A 20,047-nucleotide genomic window follows, 5' to 3' on the forward strand; every position below is an offset into this window, starting at 1 on the left:
TATGTTAAAAATAAAGCCGTAACAAATTGTGGCGGGTAAAATGTATTATGCTTAAGAAAGAATTACAAAGAAAAAATATTTTACAAAGCCTTTTAAGTAATGTAAGCTAAATAATCGTTGGTAAAAATACTTTTAAATCGTTTTATAACAATAGAGTAATTTATTTTCTGTTTTTTGTATTGAAATAAATAAGGCGATCCAAAGACCGCCTTATTATTCTTAAATGTTGGATGTTCAGTTTTCTAAAACATTAATGCATTTATTGAACATATATGATTATAGATTGATCGTTACTTTAACAGTATCATTTTCTTAGATGAAACAAAATCACCACTTTGTATACTATATATATAAACACCACTTGGAAGATTGCTTGCATTGAATTCAACTTCATAATTTCCTGCTGGTTTTATCTCATTTACTAATGTTCTTACTTCTTCACCAAGAGAATTAAATATTTTCAAAGATACTTTTCCGTCATCTTTTAATGAGTATTTTATTATTGTACTTGGGTTAAATGGATTTGGATAATTATCATATAATTTATTTTCTGTTGGTATAATTGGCTGTTCATTAAGTTTTGCAAGATTATTTTGTTTTGCCAAGAAAGTTGTATCAGTTTCATACCTGCCGACTGTTTTTAGAATATAAGCTCTGTTGCCGCTGTTTATGGTTGTGCTAAAGCTTAAATCTATTCTTTCAGTTGGGTACATCTCAGAATAGTTTTGATCTATGTCCGTTAGTTTTGATTTTATATCCCCATTTACGCTGTGAACAGCAGAAACTAATGGCAATTCTCTTGTTCTTGCTGTTCTTAAATCTGTTACAAAGACAAAGTAATCTAATGTTATTTCTTTATTAACTGTAATTTGAATTGTACCTGTAGGAAGATTTCTTAACTTTTTGCTTATGATGCTTCTGTTTGGTCTAAAATAAAAGTTTGTAATTGGTACTTTTTCAATAACTGTTTTTTCATTTTCACCGCTTATTTTACTTTCTTTTAGAACATTAAGTAATAAGGATGGACGATCTTTGATAATTATTGGTTCCTCGCCGCCCAACACAACATCACCATCTCCTTCGGTTGCATTTCTGGTTATTGTTATTTCATCACCAGGATAAAGTTTAACTACAACTGAATCCATTGATAACAAGTTTTCTGTTACATCTATATTGCCATTTAACATTATCCTTGCTGGTAATATACCTTTGTAGTTTATTACCTGTCCTTCATCATTCACGACTATGGTTTCATCAGGGTTAGCTCTGGTTTCAAGTAAACTAACATTATCGAACCAGGTGTGTTCTGTTTGAGGTTCGTGTATTGTTAGGTTTAATTTGTTGTTTACAGGTGTTAACGGTGTGTTAATTAAATAATAATCAGTTACATCTTTGCCGGGGGTCAGAATGGGCAAGCATTCTAAAAAGTATTGGATCTTGCTCGGTGGCAGCAATACCAACTTTAATAGTGTTGTTTTCATAATTAGTTTGTTGGTTAATATTAGCGATTGCCTGTGAGTTAGTTTTTAAGTCATTAAAACCAGGGCTATCTAACAAACAGGACACTATCGCATCCGAGAGTAAACTACCACCCCAAAGTAAAGAGGCTGTTACCCAATACTGTTCGTGCCTTCCAGTTTCATAAGTAAAGCCTAAGCCTTGTAAAGGATCATCCATTAAAATACCTGTTGGGGCAACTATTGAGTATGCACCTAGAATCAGAGTCTTAATTGCCTCAGGTCTGTTATTTGCTACTTTTGAGCCCAAATGCGGAGAACCAATAGTATAATGCTGATTTATTCTTTGAGAAAGATTATTGTCAAATTGTCTTTTCAAATGTGTTCTTGTGGTAACACCACCCATACTATATGAAATTGCAATACCAGAATTAATATTATACTGGTTTAAGTAATTCCTTAGATTCAAGCTTTGTGTTGCAGCCGTTTGCGATCCATTTAGGTTGGGTTGATAGATGTATGAATAACCAAACTCATTTTGAATCAATTGTTTTACATCTGTATTTGTAAAAACACCTCCATTGTTCATCCAGCCGTGTACTAAAATATAATTCTGACCAAAAATAAACTGAGCATAAATTATAAAACTACTTAATAAAAAAATAAATATTTTCATTTTAGTCCCTTTCTAAAATTGATAAGCAATAACTGCAAAGTTATCACCAGGATTTTCAAATGCCGTTAAATACATTTTGCCATCACCATCCCAAATAACAGATGAATAATCATATTTATCTCCTGTTCGACTTGAAATATCGTGTATTAGTTTTCCGGTTTTTTTATCACAAATTATAATTGCGCCTGAAATAAATACGACCATATCTCCATAAAACTGGGGCGGTATTCTGCTAATTGATCCCACAGTTTGATAAGACCAGACAAAATTTCCATTTGTAGCATTAATTGCATAACAAGTACGATTTAAAGTACCTGTATAAACTATACCTTCAGAAATCCTTGGCGGTGTTTCGGATGGCGCATCCATTAAATAAGTCCAGATTGAATCACCTGTCTCTTTATTAAAACAGTATAAATACCGATTGTCCGAACTTACATAAACGTTATTATTCCAAATTCCGACACCAGTTACAGAACCACCAAACTGACTTTTATCTTCATAATAAGGGATGATTTTTCTGAATATCACTTCACCAGTATATTTATTAAGACAATAAAAGTAACCATCCTGTCTATGCATCGCCCCAGTAACAAAATATAATTTCTCAGAGTTAATTTCTGGATTGAAGGAATTCTTACCAATTATTTCAGTTGACCATATTAAGCTACCGTCAGATTTCTGTAATGCAGAAATTCTATTTTCTTCAGTAACATATAAAGCAAATTCATCTGCCGCAGTTATTACCGTCCACTGAAACCCATATTTAGTCCAAATTATTGATAAGGTTTTTGGATTAATGGAATGAAGAGCTCCGCCTCGAGTGCCATTATAAATAGTGCTATCGAAAAGAGATGGCGAACCGAAAAGGTTTGTTGGGGTAACATTAACTTTACTTTTGTTACCACTAGCCTTTTCGATTTTATAGAAATTTGTAAAAGAACCATTAAAGTAAATATACCTATCATCCATAACCATCGGAGAATGTGCTGATTCTTCTAGTGGAATAATCCAAACGGCTTTTTTATAACTAGGTTCAATCGGATTATCACAGCCTAAAAGCCATAACAGCATATATATAAAAATTAATTTTGAATACATTTTGCTACTCTACTGTTCCATTTGTTTCTAAAGTAATATTTCTAATTGTTTCAATTGTATCAAACCACGGTACTGAATTGCCAGCTTCTTTATGTTTTGTTAGTTTCTCAGTAAACCTGTTCATTTTCTCTTTGTCATAAAGAAAATTTTTTAATTTATTTAATCGTTTGATTTCATCATCAGCACCAACTTCAATCGCTTTACGTTTACTATCAATATTAGACTTTGACTTCTTTGTATTGGTTCAGCGGAAAATGGAATTTGGTGTTAACTAAATAAGGTAGATTAGCTTGCATATCTAACCTCAATTCTTTTCAGTTTAGCTTCTTTAAGTTTTCGTTCTCTTACTTTCAGCTTTTCTTCAACTCTGTCAATAAGAAAATCTTCAGGTGTTAAATAAAACAACGAACTGTGAAGTCTTTTAGTATTGTAGTAATCAATATAAGATGAAATCTGTTTGCGTGCATCATCAAGATTGATTAAAGAGGTTTTCATTAAGCAGTCCTGATGAATAGTTCTATGGTATCGTTCGATCTTGCCATTACTCTGAGGATAAGCAACAGAGGTTCTTATATGCTGAAGTCCTAGAAGCTTCAGATATTCAGCAAAGTCTTTGGAAATAAACTGAGGACCATTATCTGAAATGATTCTTGGCTTTGTGCCGGGGTACTTCTCTAAAGCTCTCTGCAAGGTTAACTGAACATCAAACTGTTGCATACTTCGTCTTAGTTCGTGATGAACTATATATCGTGAGTAACCATCAATAACAGAAATAAGAAACAGAAAAGTTCCGTGATAGTTAACATACTTAATATCGGTATGCCAGTGCTGGTGAGGAGCTGTTGGCTGATCAAAGCCACCTCCTTTAGAAGATCTTTTAACTTTATTCCACCTGTTAAGTAAGCCGGCAGCTTTAAGTATTCTGTAAGTAGTAGCAGGCGAAACAGCAACAACATTATCATCAATCATCTTGTAAGTAAGGCGTCTGTAACCTTCTACGGGATGAACTTTAGCATAGACAATAATGGCTTTCTTCTCCCAGTCCAGGCACCAATGTTCCTTGGAAGTCTTTCCGTTATGGTTATTTTTTACTCCTTTCCTCTCAATCCAGGAATAATATTTACTGGAACTAATGCCTAAAAGAGGAGTGATGCCTTTAAGCGGAATATCAGTCTTGAGTCTTATGAAGTTTACAAACTCCACAACATTATCTCTTACGTCAGGTTCAACCCACTTTCTGTTCATATCTCCCCATCTATACTTTTTTTTATTTCGATGTTTTCTTTAAGCAGAAAGGCTATCGCCTCCTCACGATCTCTTAATTTAGACTGAAGCTTTTCAATCTTTTTCTGTTCCAGGGAGGTTTGTTTCTGATTAACTGATTTACTCTGAAAAATATCTTTAGCATATTCAAAGAGTTTTTTCTTCCAGTTATAGATGTCGTTAGGGTGAACCTGGTACTTTTCAGCAAGCTGGCTGATGGGAAGATTGTTTTCAAGAAGTTCTCTAAGGATAAGAACTTTCTGATCCGGGGAGTAATGTTTTCTTTCTCTTTTTGTTTCGGACATTAGAATTTCCTTTCTATTTTTACATTACACAAAATTATAAAATTCCATTTCCTTCTGAAGCGTTACATCTTCTTTATGTTTTGAATTTTAATTATAAGTTTATCAATAGTACTGGGTGAAAGTTCATAAATGATTTCATCATTTTTGTTCTTAAATACTAATTTAGTGTATTCTGCCTTGGTTGTCGGATCGGTTTCCGGTGTTGGTTCAACTATAAGATTACCGCTAACATTCCAGTCTGGTATATTGTATGTTATCGTAGATGATTGTGCAAATGAATTTGCACAGAAAAAATATGCAAATAGAGGTATAATGATTTTATATAATTGATTTTTCATATCAAGTTCCCTTATAAAATTTGATCAATATTTTACTTATTTATTGATTACAGCCCTCAAAGGATAAGTTTCCTTAATGATGTCTCTTGCCGGAGAAATTTTAATGGTACTGTCTTAGGGGGCTACTTTATAAACTGTCCATTGGTATCACCTCCTTATTTATTCGGTTTAGGATTAAAAGTTAATTGTCTTTTTCCCCCTGTTATTAAATCCAAAATCCACAATGTTCCATTTTCATACGTCCAAGAATTATTATTTACCAAATAAACCACTTTATCACGAATAGGGGAAATACTATATAAGTAATCCATTAGCTGATCAGAAAGTAGTTTTTGATTTGTGCCCAATGAGTCCATTATCCATAGACAACCTGCACTCCAAAATGTAATTTTCTTTTCATAAACATCTTGTGGACAACTGTCATCTAAAGTGTTGTTTGTTAATCTACTTATATTATTTCCGTTTTTATCCATTACAAATATTTCAGGTGCGCCGACTCCAATATATCTTGTATGAGCTATTTTATTGTTATCTATTGTCCAACTTGGCATTCTTATTTCACCTTTATTGGGATCATAGGCTATTCTGGTTTTTTGAGAACCATCTGATTTCATTTTCCAAATAAATTGCATTCCATTAGGGCTGTCGGTATTTGAATCATAAGCAATCCACTGTCCATCCGGACTCCAGCTTGGTAAAAAATTTCGTCCTTCAATCATCAATTGCATAATTGTCGTAGTATCAAATGTTTCACCATTAAATTTCATTTTAAAGATATGCCGCTCATCCCCTATTGGTACTACAAATGCTATCCATTCCCCATCAGGTGACCAAACAGGATTTAAAAGTTTATAAGGTAATATCCTGCGCATATTTGTTCCATCAGTGTTTATTAGCCAAAAACCAGATTGTTGGGAATACCATTCAATATTTTCAATATTCATTCCAATACTCTCAATAATCTCTATTTCACTTTTATTTTGTTCTTTACTATATGTGATTATTACTGTTCTTTGATCATCTGAAATTTTAAACTCTGAAATGTTTGGTAAATTTTTATATAGTTGCGGTTGATTTAGTGCAATTTTATCTTGTCTAAAAATTATCACAATAGATGATTTATCATTTGTAATATTTACTAATTTATCACCGATCCAAAAGTGATCGTTATTATTATAGTTTTGAGCTTGTACAAAAAAAGTTACAAATAAAAACAAGAATATTATTAAATTTTTCATCTTTTATTCTCCATTTTATTAAGTAGTTCTTTGGATTGAAAAAAGACTACATATTTATTAAGTTTACTCTACAAACAAAACAGCATATTGTTGTTTCAATACAACATCAATCCAAGTGCTAAGTTGTTTGTTATCTCGCCGTCAATGTGGGCAAACACATTGACGGTATTTATTTTCCAGTCATAAAAATCCTCCTTTCTTAAAAACTTTAGTATTCCCCAACTTTAATATTTCTAGGTAGGTTTGAAAAATAATTTGCTGAGTCATATGTTACTGTCAAATAATCAACGATTTTTCCATTTAATGCATCAACTTTTACAACACATGCTTTGTTTCCATCCTTCATCTGAAAAGAAACAACAGGAGTAATGAACAATGTTCTATTATCCTTAGCAACTGCAATTTTATCAGAATAGTATAAATCATTTATTAATACACTATTTGAATTCATTTTTACATCATATTTCCACACCTTGCCAGTACTTGCAAAACCATAAAGATACCCTCCCGGATCACTTATATAAATTGAATTACCATCAGGACTCATTGCTAATTTTGAAAATGCACCAACTTCAAATTCTTTGATAATTGTTTTTTTAAGTAGATCAATTACAAAAAAAGAACCATACCCTCCTAACCCTCGCCAGTTCCAAGCAGTACAAAAAAGATATTTATCGTCTTTAGATATTAAAATATCTGAGTTAGCTAATCCTGAATAACTTAAATTTTTAAACACAACTATTGAATCGACAGTTTTAAATAAGTCTAAATCAAAAATTCCAAAACCAATTAAATTATTATTAATATCATACATTGGATAATAAACTATATTATAGATATTAGCAGCGGCAATTCCTGTGTTGGTTTCCCCAATTGAAATCGTATCTTGTGTTAAGAAACTCATTGACGTTCTATCGTAAACTTGAATTCCTTTACTTCCAAAAGCAATGAGTAAATTATTATTACTATTCATTGTAAGTGCATAGTAACCGGGAAATAGTCTAATATACCGATTTATTCTTAATGGTTTTAAACCTATTTCATATAAATCATGTATGTAACTTGGCGACCCATGCCAAATTGAATATAGTCTATCGTTCTCAGGTGAAAACTCAACATTCCAAGGTGCAGCTGGAGTGGTAATTAGACTATCCATTAGCTGAAATGAGTTAGCATTATAAATCCTAAGACCTCCCTTTGTACCATCTATAGATAAGAAAATTGCTGCATTTTCTGGTAATGGTTGTAGAGGTGGAACATAGATATTTTCCAAATCATCACAAGATGCAAAGATTATAAACAGCACTGCGATGAAAATCATTCCCAAACAAATTCTGTAAAAGCTATAATATTTGACCGCGAAGAAAAATTTTTTTTTACTCATTGTGCCCTCCGAGCAGTTTTTATAAAGTAATTTTTATGCTATAAATATAATTGAAAAAAAAAATCAAATTCAAAGCCAAACAAATTGTGTCGGTAAAAAATTATTTACTTAACAGGTAATAGCTTCAAATGCAGTAATATATTTTGCTAAGCAAAGTATAACCTAATTATATCATTCATAAAAAATATTTACCGCTCATATAAAATTCCAAATAAAAACTCACTAATAAAGTAACTTTCGGCAGTTAAAATCAATCTAAAGTTTAAAAGCACTTACTTTATGAATAAACTTATATCACTTTTCATTTTAACATTCTCAACTTTTCTTCTTGCAAGCGAAGGAAGCAAGAACGAAAATAAGTCATTAACTCTTATTAAAATTGACAAAGAAATAAATATAGATGGAGTAGTTGATGATGTTTGGAATTACGCTGATTCAACAACAAGCTTTTTTCAATTAGATCCTTTTTTTAATCAGCCAACATCTGTAAAAACAGTTGCAAAAGTTTTAACAACAGATGAAGCAATTTATTGTCTAATGATCTGTTATGATGATAAAAACAACATCCAGGCAAATGCAGGCTTACACGATGCATATACAGGAGATATTGTTTCAATGATGCTCGATACTTTTGGCGACAAGCAAACTGCTTACAAGTTTGCTGTCAATGCATCCGGTGTTAAGTCCGATTCCCGAATGCTTGATGATGCACGCAACCGTGATTACAGCTGGGATGGAATCTGGGATGCCGCTTCACAAATTTATGATTGGGGTTATGTGGTAGAAATTAGAATTCCTTATAAATCAATTAAGTATGATAAAAATCTTACTGAGTGGGGATTGGACTTTGACCGCTGGCGATCTTACAATAAAGAAGATATTTACTGGTGCGAGTATGAACAAAGCGAAGGACAAAGAATTTCTAAATTCGGTAAACTTATTTTTGAAGATTTTAAACCAACAATAACCGGAATCAATTTAGAGATTTATCCTGTTGGAATTGCAAAGACAACTTATCTCGGTAATAACAAATACAAATTTGACCCTAATGCAGGCTTAGATGTTTTTTACAATCCATCCGAACGACTTACATTTTTATTTACTGCTAACCCTGATTTTGCTCAGGTGGAAGCAGACCCTTTTTCGTTTAATATAAGTCGTTACGAGAGTTACTTTTCTGAAAGACGACCATTCTTTACAGAAGGCAACGAAGTTTTTAATCCATCAGGTAAAGAAAGAAGTTCAGGTTTTTATAGCCCGTTAGAGCTTTTCTATTCAAGAAGAATTGGTAAACTTCTACCGGGCGGAAAAGAAGTTCCATTGATCTTTGGCACTAAGGCTTTTGGCAGATATGATGATTGGGAGTATGGCGGATTTGTTGCACTAACCGGAAAAGAAAATTATATATTCAACAATCAGCAGTTAACGGAAGAACAAGCTTACTTTGGCTCAGCAAGACTTAAAAAGAAGATTTTAGAAAATTCATCAATTGGTTTGCTGATGGTTGGTAAACAAACAAATGATAATACATACGGTGTAATAGATATTGATGGTGCATTTCGCGGTTCTGATTGGCAGCTTGCTTATCAATTTGCAAGATCTTTTGAAAACAGCAAGGGTGATTATGCGGCTTCTATTGGTTTTAGAAATATGAGCAAAAGCTGGGCGAACTTATTCAGGTTTAGGGCAATAGGAAATAAATTTAATATAAGCGAGGTGGGATTTGTTCCATGGAGAGGAACTCTTAATTCTGTAATTCTAACCGGACCGATATGGTATCTTGAAAGTGGTGTAATAAGAAATATGTTTTTGTATCTAGGTTCTTCAATCAATTATGAACATGCTGATCTATATACTGATTATTCAGGAGTTATTGGTTTTAATATGCAGTTTCGGGATGGATGGGGTTATGAGATTAATACTGATTTTGGTAAGAGTAAAGACGAAGGAATTTTTTATAATTCTTATAGTTTAAATTTTAGTTCCTGGTTTGATGTCTCGCAAATCTGGAGTGGAAATCTTTGGGGAGGTTATCAAAAAACTTTTAACTTTAACAGAAATTATCTTGCAGCTTATTCCTGGGTTGGATTCTCGGCTAGCTGGAAAGCACTGAATATTTTAACTGTGGGAACCTCTTACGATATGTTTATTGAAAATAATCCCGACGGTAACATTGAAGATATTACATACAATGCACGTCCGTTTTTTTCATTAACACCGATTAACAATTTAAACTTCAGGGTTTATGTTGATAATGTTTTTGTCAGATCAACAAATAGAATGGAAAGAATTATCGGCGGATTTTTATTCAGCTGGAACTTTTTACCAAAGAGCTGGATTTATCTTGCAATAAACGAATTCCGCGATAGAAGCGATGAATACGATTCAAACAACAACTTGCTTCCAAGCAGAATGCACACAACGGACCGCGCAGGAGTGTTTAAGATTAAGTATTTGTATTACTTCTAATCTCAGTTGTGCCGCATGCTAAGAAAAAAGACTATCATATAAAAAAGGGTAAAGTATGAACATTACATTAATTATTATCGTAGCGATTTTAGGAATATTTGCGATTGTATTTGTTTACTATGGAGGATTGATTAAAGTAACTTGTCGGATTGAGAAACAAGGAGGAGAAAAACTGGCATATAAACAAATGACAGGTGATTATGCAAAAAGTGCAAAGCTAATGGATGAAATTTATTATTCATTACTTAACAACTATGCTATTGATACCTGCAAAGGGTTTGGAATTTACTATGATAACCCGAAAGTAGTGGAAAAAAGTAAATTGCGTTCAGATATTGGTTGTATTGTCGAAGATAAGGACAGTTCTAAATTAACTCAGATTGCTGAAGAGTTAAGTACAAAAACATTTCCAGAAAGGTCATATATAGTTGCCGAATTCCCAAGTAAAGGAAAATTATCCATTTTGTTTGGCATAATGAAAGTATATCCTGCAATTGAAAAATATGTGGAATATAATGGTTATAAAAATGAAGGTTCTGTGATGGAAATATACGATGTTCCAAACAGGAAAATAGTTTATAGAAAAGAAATTATAGAGTAAAGAGCATGGATACAGTTGTTTCTGAAAATAACATAACAGAAATAATCTGCACAAGTGCACTGAATAAATTAAAGAGAAAAATTCCTTACGGCTGGGATTTGAATATATACAGGGGGTGCAGTCATAATTGCAAATATTGTTATGCGATTAATTCTCACGACTTTTTAAAAGAACAAGGCTTTTCAAAAGTTTTTGCAAAATTAAATATTGCCGAACTTCTTGATAAAGAATTAAGTAATCCAAAATGGAATAGAGAAATAATAAATATTGGCGGTGTGACTGATAGTTACCAAAAAGCTGAGGAGAAAATGAAAATTATGCCTCAGGTTTTGAAGGTTTTAATTAAACATAAGACACCAGCTATAATTTCAACCAAATCAGATTTAATTCTTCGAGACTTTGATTTAATTGCTGAATTGTCAAAACTTACCTATGTAAATATTGCATCAACAATAACGACAATGAACGAAGATGACCGTAAAAAGATTGAACCTTATGGCAGCCCAAGTATAGAGAGATTTAAGATGCTGAAAGAGTTTAGAAAAACTAATGTCTCTGTTGGATTACATACAATGCCAATAATTCCTTACATAACAGATAGCTATTCAAACATTGAAAGTTTATGTTCAGAAGCAAGGGCTTCTAACGTTCATTATATGCTGCCTGGAACTTTGTATTTACGAGGAGCAACGAGAAAGGTATTCTTTGAATTTATTAAAGACCAATATTCAGATAAATACGAGAATATGAAAATTCTATATAAAACAGGAGGAGCAGAAAAATCATACAAAGAAAAATTGTATAATGAGATAGTTAATCCATTACGTGAGAAATACGGAATTTCAAATAGTTATATTAAACCATTGAAAGAAAAAATACATAAAGATTGAAAAAGTACTGCGGCTCAACATCGTGAAAAAAAACATTTTGCATTCAGTGGTTTATCAAGAGTTTCAGCTCGTATCAAAAGTAGTTATAACTCGATAGTAAATCGCTTTGTAATGCCAAACGTTTCATAAACATAACCGGTTAACGAAACATTTTTTTTATGCGTCAAGTTAGTCGTTAAATGTTTATAATGTAAAGCTGTTTTTTTCTTATCCACGTGTAAATTTTGGCGACAATTAATGCATTTAACCGCCAAAACATAATTATTTAACAGCCAGTCAGTTGTACAAAATTTGATAAAATAATTTTCTAAATGGAAATTCAATAGTTTATCAAATTATAAATCAAGGGAGTTAAATAATGCCTCGAAAAATTTATTTATTAGTTAATGTAATGTTGTTTATAATCGTGTGCGAAATTTATCCGCAAACAGTTCCGCCTTTAGCTGCAAATCCTAAATATTCATTTGGTGTTCTGGTAGGATATACAAGAAATTTTGGTGTTAATGTTTCAGGAACTATTTCTGAGTTCACTTATGATATACCCTTATCAATAAGATTAAGTGCCGGCTATAATGTTAGAAATGCAGGCAATCCCTGGGATGCAAGAAAGATTTTTATAAATGATAATACAAACGGAGATCCTGATAAATCCGGACATACAATCGATTTTAGATTAGACTTTGCTGTGCCTGTTAATCTGTTCTCAATCAGGAAGTCTTTATTATATATTGGACCGCGTTACTCAATGCTGACATCAACATTTGAATTTATCGGAGGCAATGAGTTTTTTGATATTACAGCATCTCAGTTTGGATTAGGAACAGGATTAGATTTGTATTTCGGTATTAATCCGACTTTAAGTTTTGTTGTCTCAGGCGGGTTCGATTATTACTTTAGCAATAAAGTTGGCGGACACGATTCATTTTATATGCCCGATGGAACTGATATTAACGGAAGACAAGGGTACACCTACGATGATGCAGCAAAATCAGTTAATCTTCCTAAATATGAAGTAAGGTTTATGGCCGGATTAAGTTTTGGTCTTTAGTGTTAAAGTTGAGAGCCATCCTTGTAATCAGGATGACTCTCATTAAAAAATTATTTCATCAGCAGCATTTTGCGGGTTTCAACAAATTTACCTGAGGTTATTTTATAAAAATAAACACCGCTTGATAAACCTGAAGCATCAAAATTAAATTCATATCTTCCGGCTGGTTTAAATTCATCTATAGGCTTTGCAACTTCATTCCCAAGTATATCATATACTTTTAATGTTACATTACCGTTTACAGGTAATTGATAGCTGATTTTAGTACTTGGATTAAAAGGGTTTGGATAATTCTGATCCACAGAAAACCCAAGAGGTAAAACAAAATTAACTTCTATAATATCTGAATACTTGTAAGTGCCGGCAAAATCAATTTGCTTTAACCTGTATTGATATTCTCCCGTTTCTAAATTCTTATCAACAAAAGAATATGCTTGTGATTCTGTTATTGTACCGTTACCATTTACAAAACCAATATTATTCCAATCACCACTTCTCTCGTTTTTCGCTTCTCTTCTTTCAACCTGAAATCCAGAATTATTAAGTTCAGTTGCTGTAATCCAATCAAGTCTTACATACTCATTTACAATCTGCGCAGTAAACGATGTTAACTCAACAGGAATAGAATTTGAGAACGGCATAAATTTTACCAGGCCAAGCGTTGTATCATCTGCGAAATGGAAAATATGATCTTCAATTGATGCTGAATCATAAACACCCCAATCATTGTTTTGTGCATAAATCGGATCAGGTGTATTGTTATATAAATCATAAACGTTAGAGCCTTGAACATTGCCATAAATAATATTTAATCCATCATCAGTTGTATCCGGGTTTTCAATATTACCAAGATTAGGTTTAGCAGCGGGCTGTCCGCTTATTCCAACCTGAATAGTAACTCCCCACCAGTTACCATAAATTCGATTTCTGGAAATTATTGGTGCAACCACAGCAGTACCGAAGGTATTTATTCCGCTGCCGGCAGCCATAACATCAGGATTTATATTGTTATTATATATAATATTATCATGAACATAACAGGTAATTGGATTGTTGCCGGTCATTGTTATGCCGAAGCTGTTATTATAAATTTCATTAAATGCAATTTCAGATGACGAGGAAGAACCGCTAATCAAAGTTGATATGCTGATTCCGCCTGTTCTGTTAAACATACCACCGCGGATAATATTGTGTCTGATAGTTGGTGAATTATTGTTTTGAGTTCCAACAGTAATCTGATTTTTGGGGCTGGCATTCTGAGAGTTATTATTAATAAGTTCATTCCATTCAATTAACGGAGAGCTTCCGGTGGTTACATAAATTCCATACTCAAAAGTTCTTTCTATTCTGTTATGAGAAATTATTGGATTAGAACCGGATTGGAGATAAATACTTCTTCTGCATTTCCATAAATACGAATTTGATAATGTTGGACTTGCACCTGAACATCTAAAACCATAAGAAGCATACTCAATCCTTGCATAACTAATTGCACATGCAGAATCCACTGAAGGATTCAGAAAATTAAAACCATTGTATGCGCCGCCGGTTGAATCTTGAGTTAATGATGAAAATATAATTGAATCAGCCGCGGTACCAACCGCCCAAAATTTTCCGTTTATATCAAAACCGGATGTAGAACCAGAAAAGAGAACAGTTGTACCAGGGTTTATAAAAACTCTGTCATTTTCCGCAATAGTTACTTTAGCGCTAATTGTGTAAATAGGAAATGAACCGGTTACAACTCCGCCAGAATTTGCAACAAGATCATCAAGCCCCCAATTAACACTGGTATTTGGGGTTATATATTGCGCAAACATTTGTGAAGAAATTAAAATAAAAAGTAAAAATAATTTTTGCACTGGAAACTCCTTTTTGTTATTAAATATTGTTTAAGAAATTTTAGTTTTTGTCTTTGTCAAAAGTCATTTATAATAATTGTAATATAAACATTTTTTTTATACTTTGAATCAGAGCTTAAATAAATTAAAAAACCCATAACTAATTCTAATATACTTAAATACATTTACTGAGAGGTATGCATGAAAAATCTACTTACTGTTATTTCTGTTTTTCTCGTTTCATTTTTGCTCTTTACTGTTTCTGTTGATGCACAAATAAGGACAAGCTTTATAGCGGATATTGATCAACTTATTACATCTTCTGAAATTGTTGCTGAATCAAATCACTACAGCGATATGTATGATCCTGGTTATTCAGTTTATCCCGGCTTTCCAAAACAAGGGATGTACAATATATTCTCACCTAAAACAGGTGCTATTTACTGTAATCTTGATGCAGATGCTGAAATGGAAATACTATTTGGAGCAGGCGAAACTTTATATGCTGTAAACCTTGATGGTTCCGCAGTACCAGGTTGGCCTAAAACATTTACTCAATATTATGAAGTTGCCTGGGGAGTATCTTTCGGAGATGTTGATGGTGATGGTCAAGAGGATGTAGTTGTTAGTGCCGGTGGTCCGCTTGGAGGACATATCCATGCTTTCAAAAAAGATGGAACCCTGCTGGCTGGTTTTCCGGTGAGTGTTGGTAAATATGCTATGAATCCAACATTAGCAGATTTAGATGGTGATGGCGCAATGGAAATGATTATTGGCACAAGAACTAAGCAAGCATTTGTATATAAAGGTGATGGAACTGTTTATCCAGGTTGGCCCAAAATGATGGATTGGTATGTTGCTGCATCAGCAGCTGCTGGTGATGTTAACGACGATGGGGTTATGGATGTTGTAATGGAATCTCGGAATCTTTTATATGTGTGGAACAAAGACGGACAGATATTACCCGGTTTTCCTTATGCAATTATGGATTCAACTATTGGTTCTAATTCATATTCTGCTCCGGTACTTGTTGATCTTACCGGTGATGGAAAACTTGAAATTGTTTTCTGTTCACATTCTGATTCTACTAATGCAGGTGGAATTGTATATGCCGTAAAACATGATGGGACAAACCTGCCCGGTTTTCCCAAAACAGTAAATGACTGGATATACGGCGCACCAATTGTTGCTGATATAGACGGTGATTCTGAACTTGAAATAATCATCGCTGAATATGGATCTTCTCCAACACCTCAATTCTATATTTACGCATTCAATTTAGATGGAAGTATGGTATCAAACTTTCCAATGGGACCATATCACGGCACAGCAAACCAAATCCTTGTTGCTGATATAGATAATGATGGACAGTTCGAAATAATTTTTGATGAAAATGTAGTTGAAGTTACAACCGGCAGATATCGTGCTTTAAATATGGAGGGTTCTCAGGTTACAGGCTGGCCTCTTGAGTTGACTCAAAATACAAGTTTTCAACAGCCACTGCTTGGAGATCTGAATAATGATGGCACACTTGATATGGTAGGAGGCAGTTTTAATTTTGATCCAAGCAACAAGCAGGTTTTTCTGTATGTCTGGAATACTGGTCTGCCTTATAATCCGACAAAAATCGTAAATCCGATGTATCAGTTTAATCCTCAGCATTCCGGAGTTTTTGTTGATCCTTCACTTATTCCTGTTGAACTTGAATCTTTTTGGGTTGTAATAAATGGAAGTGAAGCAACTCTGCAGTGGATAACCGCAACAGAATTAAATAACTCAGGATTTGAGATTGAAAGATCAGCCGATAATATTAGCTGGGATAAAATTGGTTTTGTTCAGGGAATTGGATCCACTACAAATAAAACAACATATACTTTTGTAGATGCAAATCCTATTACCGGAAAGTCTTACTATAGATTAAAACAAATCGATTATGATGGAACGTATTCTTATTCTAAAATTATTACGGCAGAGTTTTATCAGATTATCAATTATACAATTGAACAAAACTATCCAAACCCGTTTAACCCTGCTACTGTTATTAAATATAATCTGCCCGAAGAAAGCAGTGTTCAGATAAAAATATTTAATGCAGTTGGAGAGCTCGTAAGTACGCTGGTTGATGAGATACAAAACCAAGGAAAGTACAGCAAATTATTTGATGCTTCAAATCTTTCATCTGGAGTTTATTTTGCAGTGTTAAACGCATCGTCTTTAAGCTCAAACACAAGTAAAACTGAAATGATAAAAATGTTGTATCTGAAATGATTTTTGTTTTATCATTGTTAAAAACCCGGTTCAAAATGAATCGGGTTTTTTATTTTATTTATTAAAATAATTTTAACGAAGCATATCATTCACTCATATTTTATAAATTTGTATTGTCATAAAAATCTAATACAGTCGGTACATAAATGAAAACTCATATTAAAAATGTTGTTAAAAGATCCGGTGCTATTGTTCCTTTTAATCAGGAAAGAATTTCAAATGCAATCTATCGCGCTGCGGTTGCTGTTGGCGGAAGAGATAAGTCAACTGCACAAAGCTTGTCTGAACAGGTTGTTGAACTTCTTAATCAAAAATTTCCCGAAGGCAGTGTACCGCATATAGAAAATATTCAGGACATAGTTGAAAAAGTTCTGATTGAAAACGGGCATGCAAAAGTTGCTAAGGAGTATATTCTATATCGGGAAGAAGCAGCAAAACGACGGGAAGCTGAAGGGCGATATGCTTCAAAGATTAATGAGAATATCCCCTGGCAAAAAATCTGGCGTAACCTTGATTGGGCTGTTTCACACAATCTGCATACAGTTGATCATCTGAATGAAAGAATTGCTAAAGACGAATTTCCCCATATCGTTCATGAATCTGAAGCTCTTTATGAAGATGATGTTGAGCTTGCTGCCAGTTTAATTATTGAACGACTTGATTCATTAAGAATGGTGATGATAAGCGGACCATCATCATCCGGGAAAACAACCACAACAATTAAACTTGAGCAAAAGCTGATTAAGAAGGGATTTAAGTTCAAAGCTTTAAATGTTGACCACTACTTTTTTGATCTTGAATTTCATCCCAAAGATGAATTTGGAGATTATGATTTTGAAACCCCGCAGGCTCTTGATCTGGAGCTGATCAATGAGCATCTTGTAAAGTTAAGTAACAGTGAAGAAGTGATGATTCCACATTACGATTTTAAAACCGGTACAAGAAGGTTAAATGTAACACCAATGAAACTGGCAAAAGACGAACTTCTTTTGATTGATAGTTTGCATGGACTTTATCCCTCATTTAGTAAAGATATTTCTGCTGCTGTTAAATTTAAACTATACCTTGAACCGCTGCTGCAAATGAAGGGGAGAGATGGCAGATATATCCGCTGGACAGATTTGAGACTGATTAGAAGAATGTTACGCGATTCGGTTTTTCGTGCTTACAATCCACAGCAAACTTTAGAGCATTGGCACTATGTACGAGGTAGTGAATTAAGAAATATTATTCCGTACTCAAATACTGCGGATTTTGTTATCAGCAGCGGAATGCCTTATGAAGTTCCTGTCTATGCAAACAGAATGCTTAAGCTTTTTGAAGAATGGAAAGAAAAATATATAGGTGATCCTCTTAAAGCAGATGCACTTGAAAGAGCAATCAGAGTATATGAGATGTTAAAAACTGTAACCCCCGTTACCGATGAATCCGCAATTCCGGGGGATAGTGTAATCCGGGAATTTATTGGCGGAAGCGCTCTGCAATATCATTAAGAGTATCATTTTAAAATAGTAGTCAGAGAATTATTCGGTTTAATACACTAATTTGCTGTTAACATAATATTTTTTTGAAATTTGCTTAGTTATATTTTGGAATGAGTTTTGTTAAAATCTTACGGCTGTGCTTAAAACTATTTCAATCATTATCGGAATCAGACTAAAAATGAAAATTTTTAACCGGTTAACTGTCGTTTTGTTAACAGGAATTATCTTTTTTGCTTTTTCAGATCTTAATGCCCAAAGAAGTTATTATGATAAAAGGCAGAAAAGTTCATCATTAAAAAGTTCTGCATCTGAGACATACCATTCTGTTGATAATAAATCTGTCCTGAAGAAAGATGTCGAACCTGATTTAACCTACTCTAATAACAGAATAAATAAAAGGAATGGCAAAACTTCCGATACAAGAGAATTCGATTCAGAAAATTATTTCCGGATCGATAAAAGCCGCAACTCGCTTTGGGACGGAAAACATTGGGAGGATTTCAGATTTCCGCTTAACATTTATGTAAAGGATTCCAACTCTGATTATTTTAAATCATCCTATAAAGATTATGTAAAATATGCACTTGATGTTTGGCGAAAGGCTGATGACCGGATAATGTATAATTTTGTAAAATCCATTAAGGAAGCTGATATCTCCGTTATCTTTGTTGAAAACTTGGGCGAAGAGTATGAAGAAAATTATCTCGGCTTAACAAATTATAATGTAGATAAAGACAAAATAATTGATTTTTCTAAAATCCAGATCAGCTTGCTGAAAAATGGTGATGAAAAAGTGCCGCCTGGTGAGTTGAAAGCGACAATTATTCATGAGTTTGGGCATGCGTTAGGATTAGGACACAGCAAAAACGAAAAAGATCTGATGTATCCATATATTTCACCTGAGCATACTTCAGAAATGAATTATGATGAACTTTCAACCGGAGATAAATTAGCAGTTAAAACACTTTTGGATATTAGCTTTATAAAAAACTACGTTTGGAATAATTATTAAATCTCAGTTCAAGGACATAAATAATTAATACAATATTATTCCTGTGCAGGCATTCCAAACTCTGACCATTCTTCTTTTGCTGGACCATAAACACCAGGTACTTTAAGTCCGTTTAATCTCATCACAACAGTTAATTGTGCACGATGATGAATTTGATGAGCAATTATAACTTTTAATGTAATACCTCTTTTCCACATTTCACCATACATATTATCTTCAACAGATAATGAATCATCATTCCAGTTAGAATTAATTGCAGTTATTAAATTTTCTGAAGCTTCTTCATAAGCATTAAGGATTTCCTTAGCAGTAAGCGGAACAGGTAAATTACCTTCTACTGCTTTAAATGATAAACCGGTTTGATGAGCCATTTCTCCCACTGATGTTGTAATATGCCAGGCTAACTTTCCTGCTGTTCTTACATTTTCATTAATCTTTTTAGATAATGATTCATCTGTTAGATTGCTAAATACTTTTAATGTTAATTCAGATTCAGTTTTCCAATCGTTTAGAAAATCTTGCAGTTTGTAATACATTTTTTCCTCTCTTTTTTTACCACACTTCGATGAACTCAGCGTGGCATTTGTTTTCATCCTGAGCGAAGTCGAAGGATGATCTTTGTTTCTGTCACATTTCGACTTCGCTCAATGTGACACCCATTTGTCAGTCTGA

General features: G+C 33.3%; 17 protein-coding genes. 7 read left to right on the forward strand and 10 right to left on the reverse strand.

The features are described from left to right. Positions 1 to 290 precede the first annotated feature (290 nt). From ROY99_03830 to ROY99_03865, 8 genes are all read right to left on the reverse strand, one after another. The gene (locus tag ROY99_03830; protein ID MDT3695497.1) at positions 291 to 1,481 is read right to left on the reverse strand and encodes a T9SS type A sorting domain-containing protein; all 1,191 of its coding nucleotides are present in this window, start codon (positions 1,479 to 1,481) and stop codon (positions 291 to 293) included. After that, on the reverse strand, positions 1,381 to 2,133 hold the full coding sequence (locus tag ROY99_03835; protein ID MDT3695498.1) for a hypothetical protein: 753 nt from the start codon (positions 2,131 to 2,133) through the stop codon (positions 1,381 to 1,383). The genes ROY99_03830 and ROY99_03835 overlap by 101 nt, the downstream gene beginning before the upstream one ends. Positions 2,134 to 2,145: 12 nt before the next feature. Then, the gene (locus ROY99_03840) at positions 2,146 to 3,234 is read right to left on the reverse strand and encodes a PQQ-binding-like beta-propeller repeat protein (GenBank protein ID MDT3695499.1); all 1,089 of its coding nucleotides are present in this window, start codon (positions 3,232 to 3,234) and stop codon (positions 2,146 to 2,148) included. A gap of 285 nt (positions 3,235 to 3,519) precedes the next feature. Further along, on the reverse strand, positions 3,520 to 4,479 hold the full coding sequence (locus tag ROY99_03845) for an IS3 family transposase (GenBank protein ID MDT3695500.1): 960 nt from the start codon (positions 4,477 to 4,479) through the stop codon (positions 3,520 to 3,522). After that, the gene (locus ROY99_03850; protein ID MDT3695501.1) at positions 4,476 to 4,802 is read right to left on the reverse strand and encodes a transposase; all 327 of its coding nucleotides are present in this window, start codon (positions 4,800 to 4,802) and stop codon (positions 4,476 to 4,478) included. Before ROY99_03850 ends, ROY99_03845 begins: the two co-directional genes overlap by 4 nt. Before the next feature lie 62 nt (positions 4,803 to 4,864). Further along, complete coding sequence (locus ROY99_03855; protein ID MDT3695502.1) at positions 4,865 to 5,140, reverse strand: hypothetical protein; 276 nt, start codon at positions 5,138 to 5,140, stop codon at positions 4,865 to 4,867. Positions 5,141 to 5,295: 155 nt separating this feature from the next. Then, a complete protein-coding gene (locus ROY99_03860; protein MDT3695503.1) occupies positions 5,296 to 6,378 on the reverse strand; it encodes a hypothetical protein in 1,083 nt (360 codons plus the stop codon). Between the two features lie 208 nt (positions 6,379 to 6,586). Further along, positions 6,587 to 7,762 (reverse strand): hypothetical protein, encoded by a 1,176-nt coding sequence (locus tag ROY99_03865; protein MDT3695504.1) that lies wholly within the window; start codon positions 7,760 to 7,762, stop codon positions 6,587 to 6,589. A 279-nt stretch (positions 7,763 to 8,041) separates the two neighbouring features. Between ROY99_03865 and ROY99_03870 the strand changes: the two genes are divergently transcribed. The 4 genes from ROY99_03870 (at position 8,042) to ROY99_03885 (ending at position 12,770) form a co-directional block, all read left to right on the forward strand. Further along, complete coding sequence (locus tag ROY99_03870; GenBank protein ID MDT3695505.1) at positions 8,042 to 10,231, forward strand: DUF5916 domain-containing protein; 2,190 nt, start codon at positions 8,042 to 8,044, stop codon at positions 10,229 to 10,231. 55 nt (positions 10,232 to 10,286) lie between these two features. Further along, positions 10,287 to 10,832, forward strand: a complete 546-nt coding sequence (locus tag ROY99_03875) for a GyrI-like domain-containing protein (protein MDT3695506.1) — start codon at positions 10,287 to 10,289, stop codon at positions 10,830 to 10,832. Positions 10,833 to 10,837: 5 nt separating this feature from the next. After that, entirely contained in the window at positions 10,838 to 11,722 is an 885-nt protein-coding gene (locus ROY99_03880) for a radical SAM protein (protein ID MDT3695507.1), read from the forward strand. 358 nt (positions 11,723 to 12,080) lie between these two features. After that, entirely contained in the window at positions 12,081 to 12,770 is a 690-nt protein-coding gene (locus ROY99_03885) for a hypothetical protein (protein ID MDT3695508.1), read from the forward strand. Between the two features lie 50 nt (positions 12,771 to 12,820). Here the strand turns inward: ROY99_03885 and ROY99_03890 are convergent, their stop codons facing one another. Then, a complete protein-coding gene (locus ROY99_03890) occupies positions 12,821 to 14,632 on the reverse strand; it encodes a right-handed parallel beta-helix repeat-containing protein (protein ID MDT3695509.1) in 1,812 nt (603 codons plus the stop codon). 180 nt (positions 14,633 to 14,812) lie between these two features. Between ROY99_03890 and ROY99_03895 the strand changes: the two genes are divergently transcribed. The 3 genes from ROY99_03895 to ROY99_03905 all read left to right on the forward strand — a co-directional run bounded on the left by ROY99_03895 (position 14,813) and on the right by ROY99_03905 (position 19,375). Next, a complete protein-coding gene (locus tag ROY99_03895) occupies positions 14,813 to 16,879 on the forward strand; it encodes a T9SS type A sorting domain-containing protein (GenBank protein ID MDT3695510.1) in 2,067 nt (688 codons plus the stop codon). A gap of 146 nt (positions 16,880 to 17,025) precedes the next feature. Beyond that, positions 17,026 to 18,372, forward strand: coding sequence for an ATP cone domain-containing protein (locus tag ROY99_03900; GenBank protein MDT3695511.1), 1,347 nt, complete (start codon positions 17,026 to 17,028; stop codon positions 18,370 to 18,372). Positions 18,373 to 18,541: 169 nt separating this feature from the next. Next, positions 18,542 to 19,375, forward strand: coding sequence for a matrixin family metalloprotease (locus ROY99_03905; GenBank protein ID MDT3695512.1), 834 nt, complete (start codon positions 18,542 to 18,544; stop codon positions 19,373 to 19,375). Between the two features lie 35 nt (positions 19,376 to 19,410). On the opposite strand, the gene ROY99_03910 is transcribed toward ROY99_03905, so the two are convergent. Continuing rightward, the gene (locus ROY99_03910; GenBank protein MDT3695513.1) at positions 19,411 to 19,911 is read right to left on the reverse strand and encodes a DinB family protein; all 501 of its coding nucleotides are present in this window, start codon (positions 19,909 to 19,911) and stop codon (positions 19,411 to 19,413) included. Positions 19,912 to 20,047: the final 136 nt, after the last annotated feature.

This window comes from Ignavibacterium sp., assembly GCA_032027145.1.
Classification (GTDB): Bacteria; Bacteroidota; Ignavibacteria; order Ignavibacteriales; family Ignavibacteriaceae; genus IGN3.

Excerpts from the sequence above, each read along its gene's own strand:
- ROY99_03830 (MDT3695497.1), bottom strand. The coding sequence starts at position 1,481 with ATGAAAACAACACTATTAAAGTTGGTATTGCTGCCACCGAGCAAGATC.
- ROY99_03905 (MDT3695512.1), top strand. The coding sequence starts at position 18,542 with ATGAAAATTTTTAACCGGTTAACTGTCGTTTTGTTAACAGGAATTATC.
- ROY99_03835 (MDT3695498.1), bottom strand. The coding sequence starts at position 2,133 with ATGAAAATATTTATTTTTTTATTAAGTAGTTTTATAATTTATGCTCAG.
- ROY99_03870 (MDT3695505.1), top strand. The coding sequence starts at position 8,042 with ATGAATAAACTTATATCACTTTTCATTTTAACATTCTCAACTTTTCTT.
- ROY99_03910 (MDT3695513.1), bottom strand. The coding sequence starts at position 19,911 with ATGTATTACAAACTGCAAGATTTTCTAAACGATTGGAAAACTGAATCT.
- ROY99_03865 (MDT3695504.1), bottom strand. The coding sequence starts at position 7,762 with ATGAGTAAAAAAAAATTTTTCTTCGCGGTCAAATATTATAGCTTTTAC.
- ROY99_03840 (MDT3695499.1), bottom strand. The coding sequence starts at position 3,234 with ATGTATTCAAAATTAATTTTTATATATATGCTGTTATGGCTTTTAGGC.
- ROY99_03880 (MDT3695507.1), top strand. The coding sequence starts at position 10,838 with ATGGATACAGTTGTTTCTGAAAATAACATAACAGAAATAATCTGCACA.
- ROY99_03855 (MDT3695502.1), bottom strand. The coding sequence starts at position 5,140 with ATGAAAAATCAATTATATAAAATCATTATACCTCTATTTGCATATTTT.
- ROY99_03850 (MDT3695501.1), bottom strand. The coding sequence starts at position 4,802 with ATGTCCGAAACAAAAAGAGAAAGAAAACATTACTCCCCGGATCAGAAA.
- ROY99_03900 (MDT3695511.1), top strand. The coding sequence starts at position 17,026 with ATGAAAACTCATATTAAAAATGTTGTTAAAAGATCCGGTGCTATTGTT.
- ROY99_03845 (MDT3695500.1), bottom strand. The coding sequence starts at position 4,479 with ATGAACAGAAAGTGGGTTGAACCTGACGTAAGAGATAATGTTGTGGAG.
- ROY99_03860 (MDT3695503.1), bottom strand. The coding sequence starts at position 6,378 with ATGAAAAATTTAATAATATTCTTGTTTTTATTTGTAACTTTTTTTGTA.
- ROY99_03885 (MDT3695508.1), top strand. The coding sequence starts at position 12,081 with ATGCCTCGAAAAATTTATTTATTAGTTAATGTAATGTTGTTTATAATC.
- ROY99_03875 (MDT3695506.1), top strand. The coding sequence starts at position 10,287 with ATGAACATTACATTAATTATTATCGTAGCGATTTTAGGAATATTTGCG.
- ROY99_03895 (MDT3695510.1), top strand. The coding sequence starts at position 14,813 with ATGAAAAATCTACTTACTGTTATTTCTGTTTTTCTCGTTTCATTTTTG.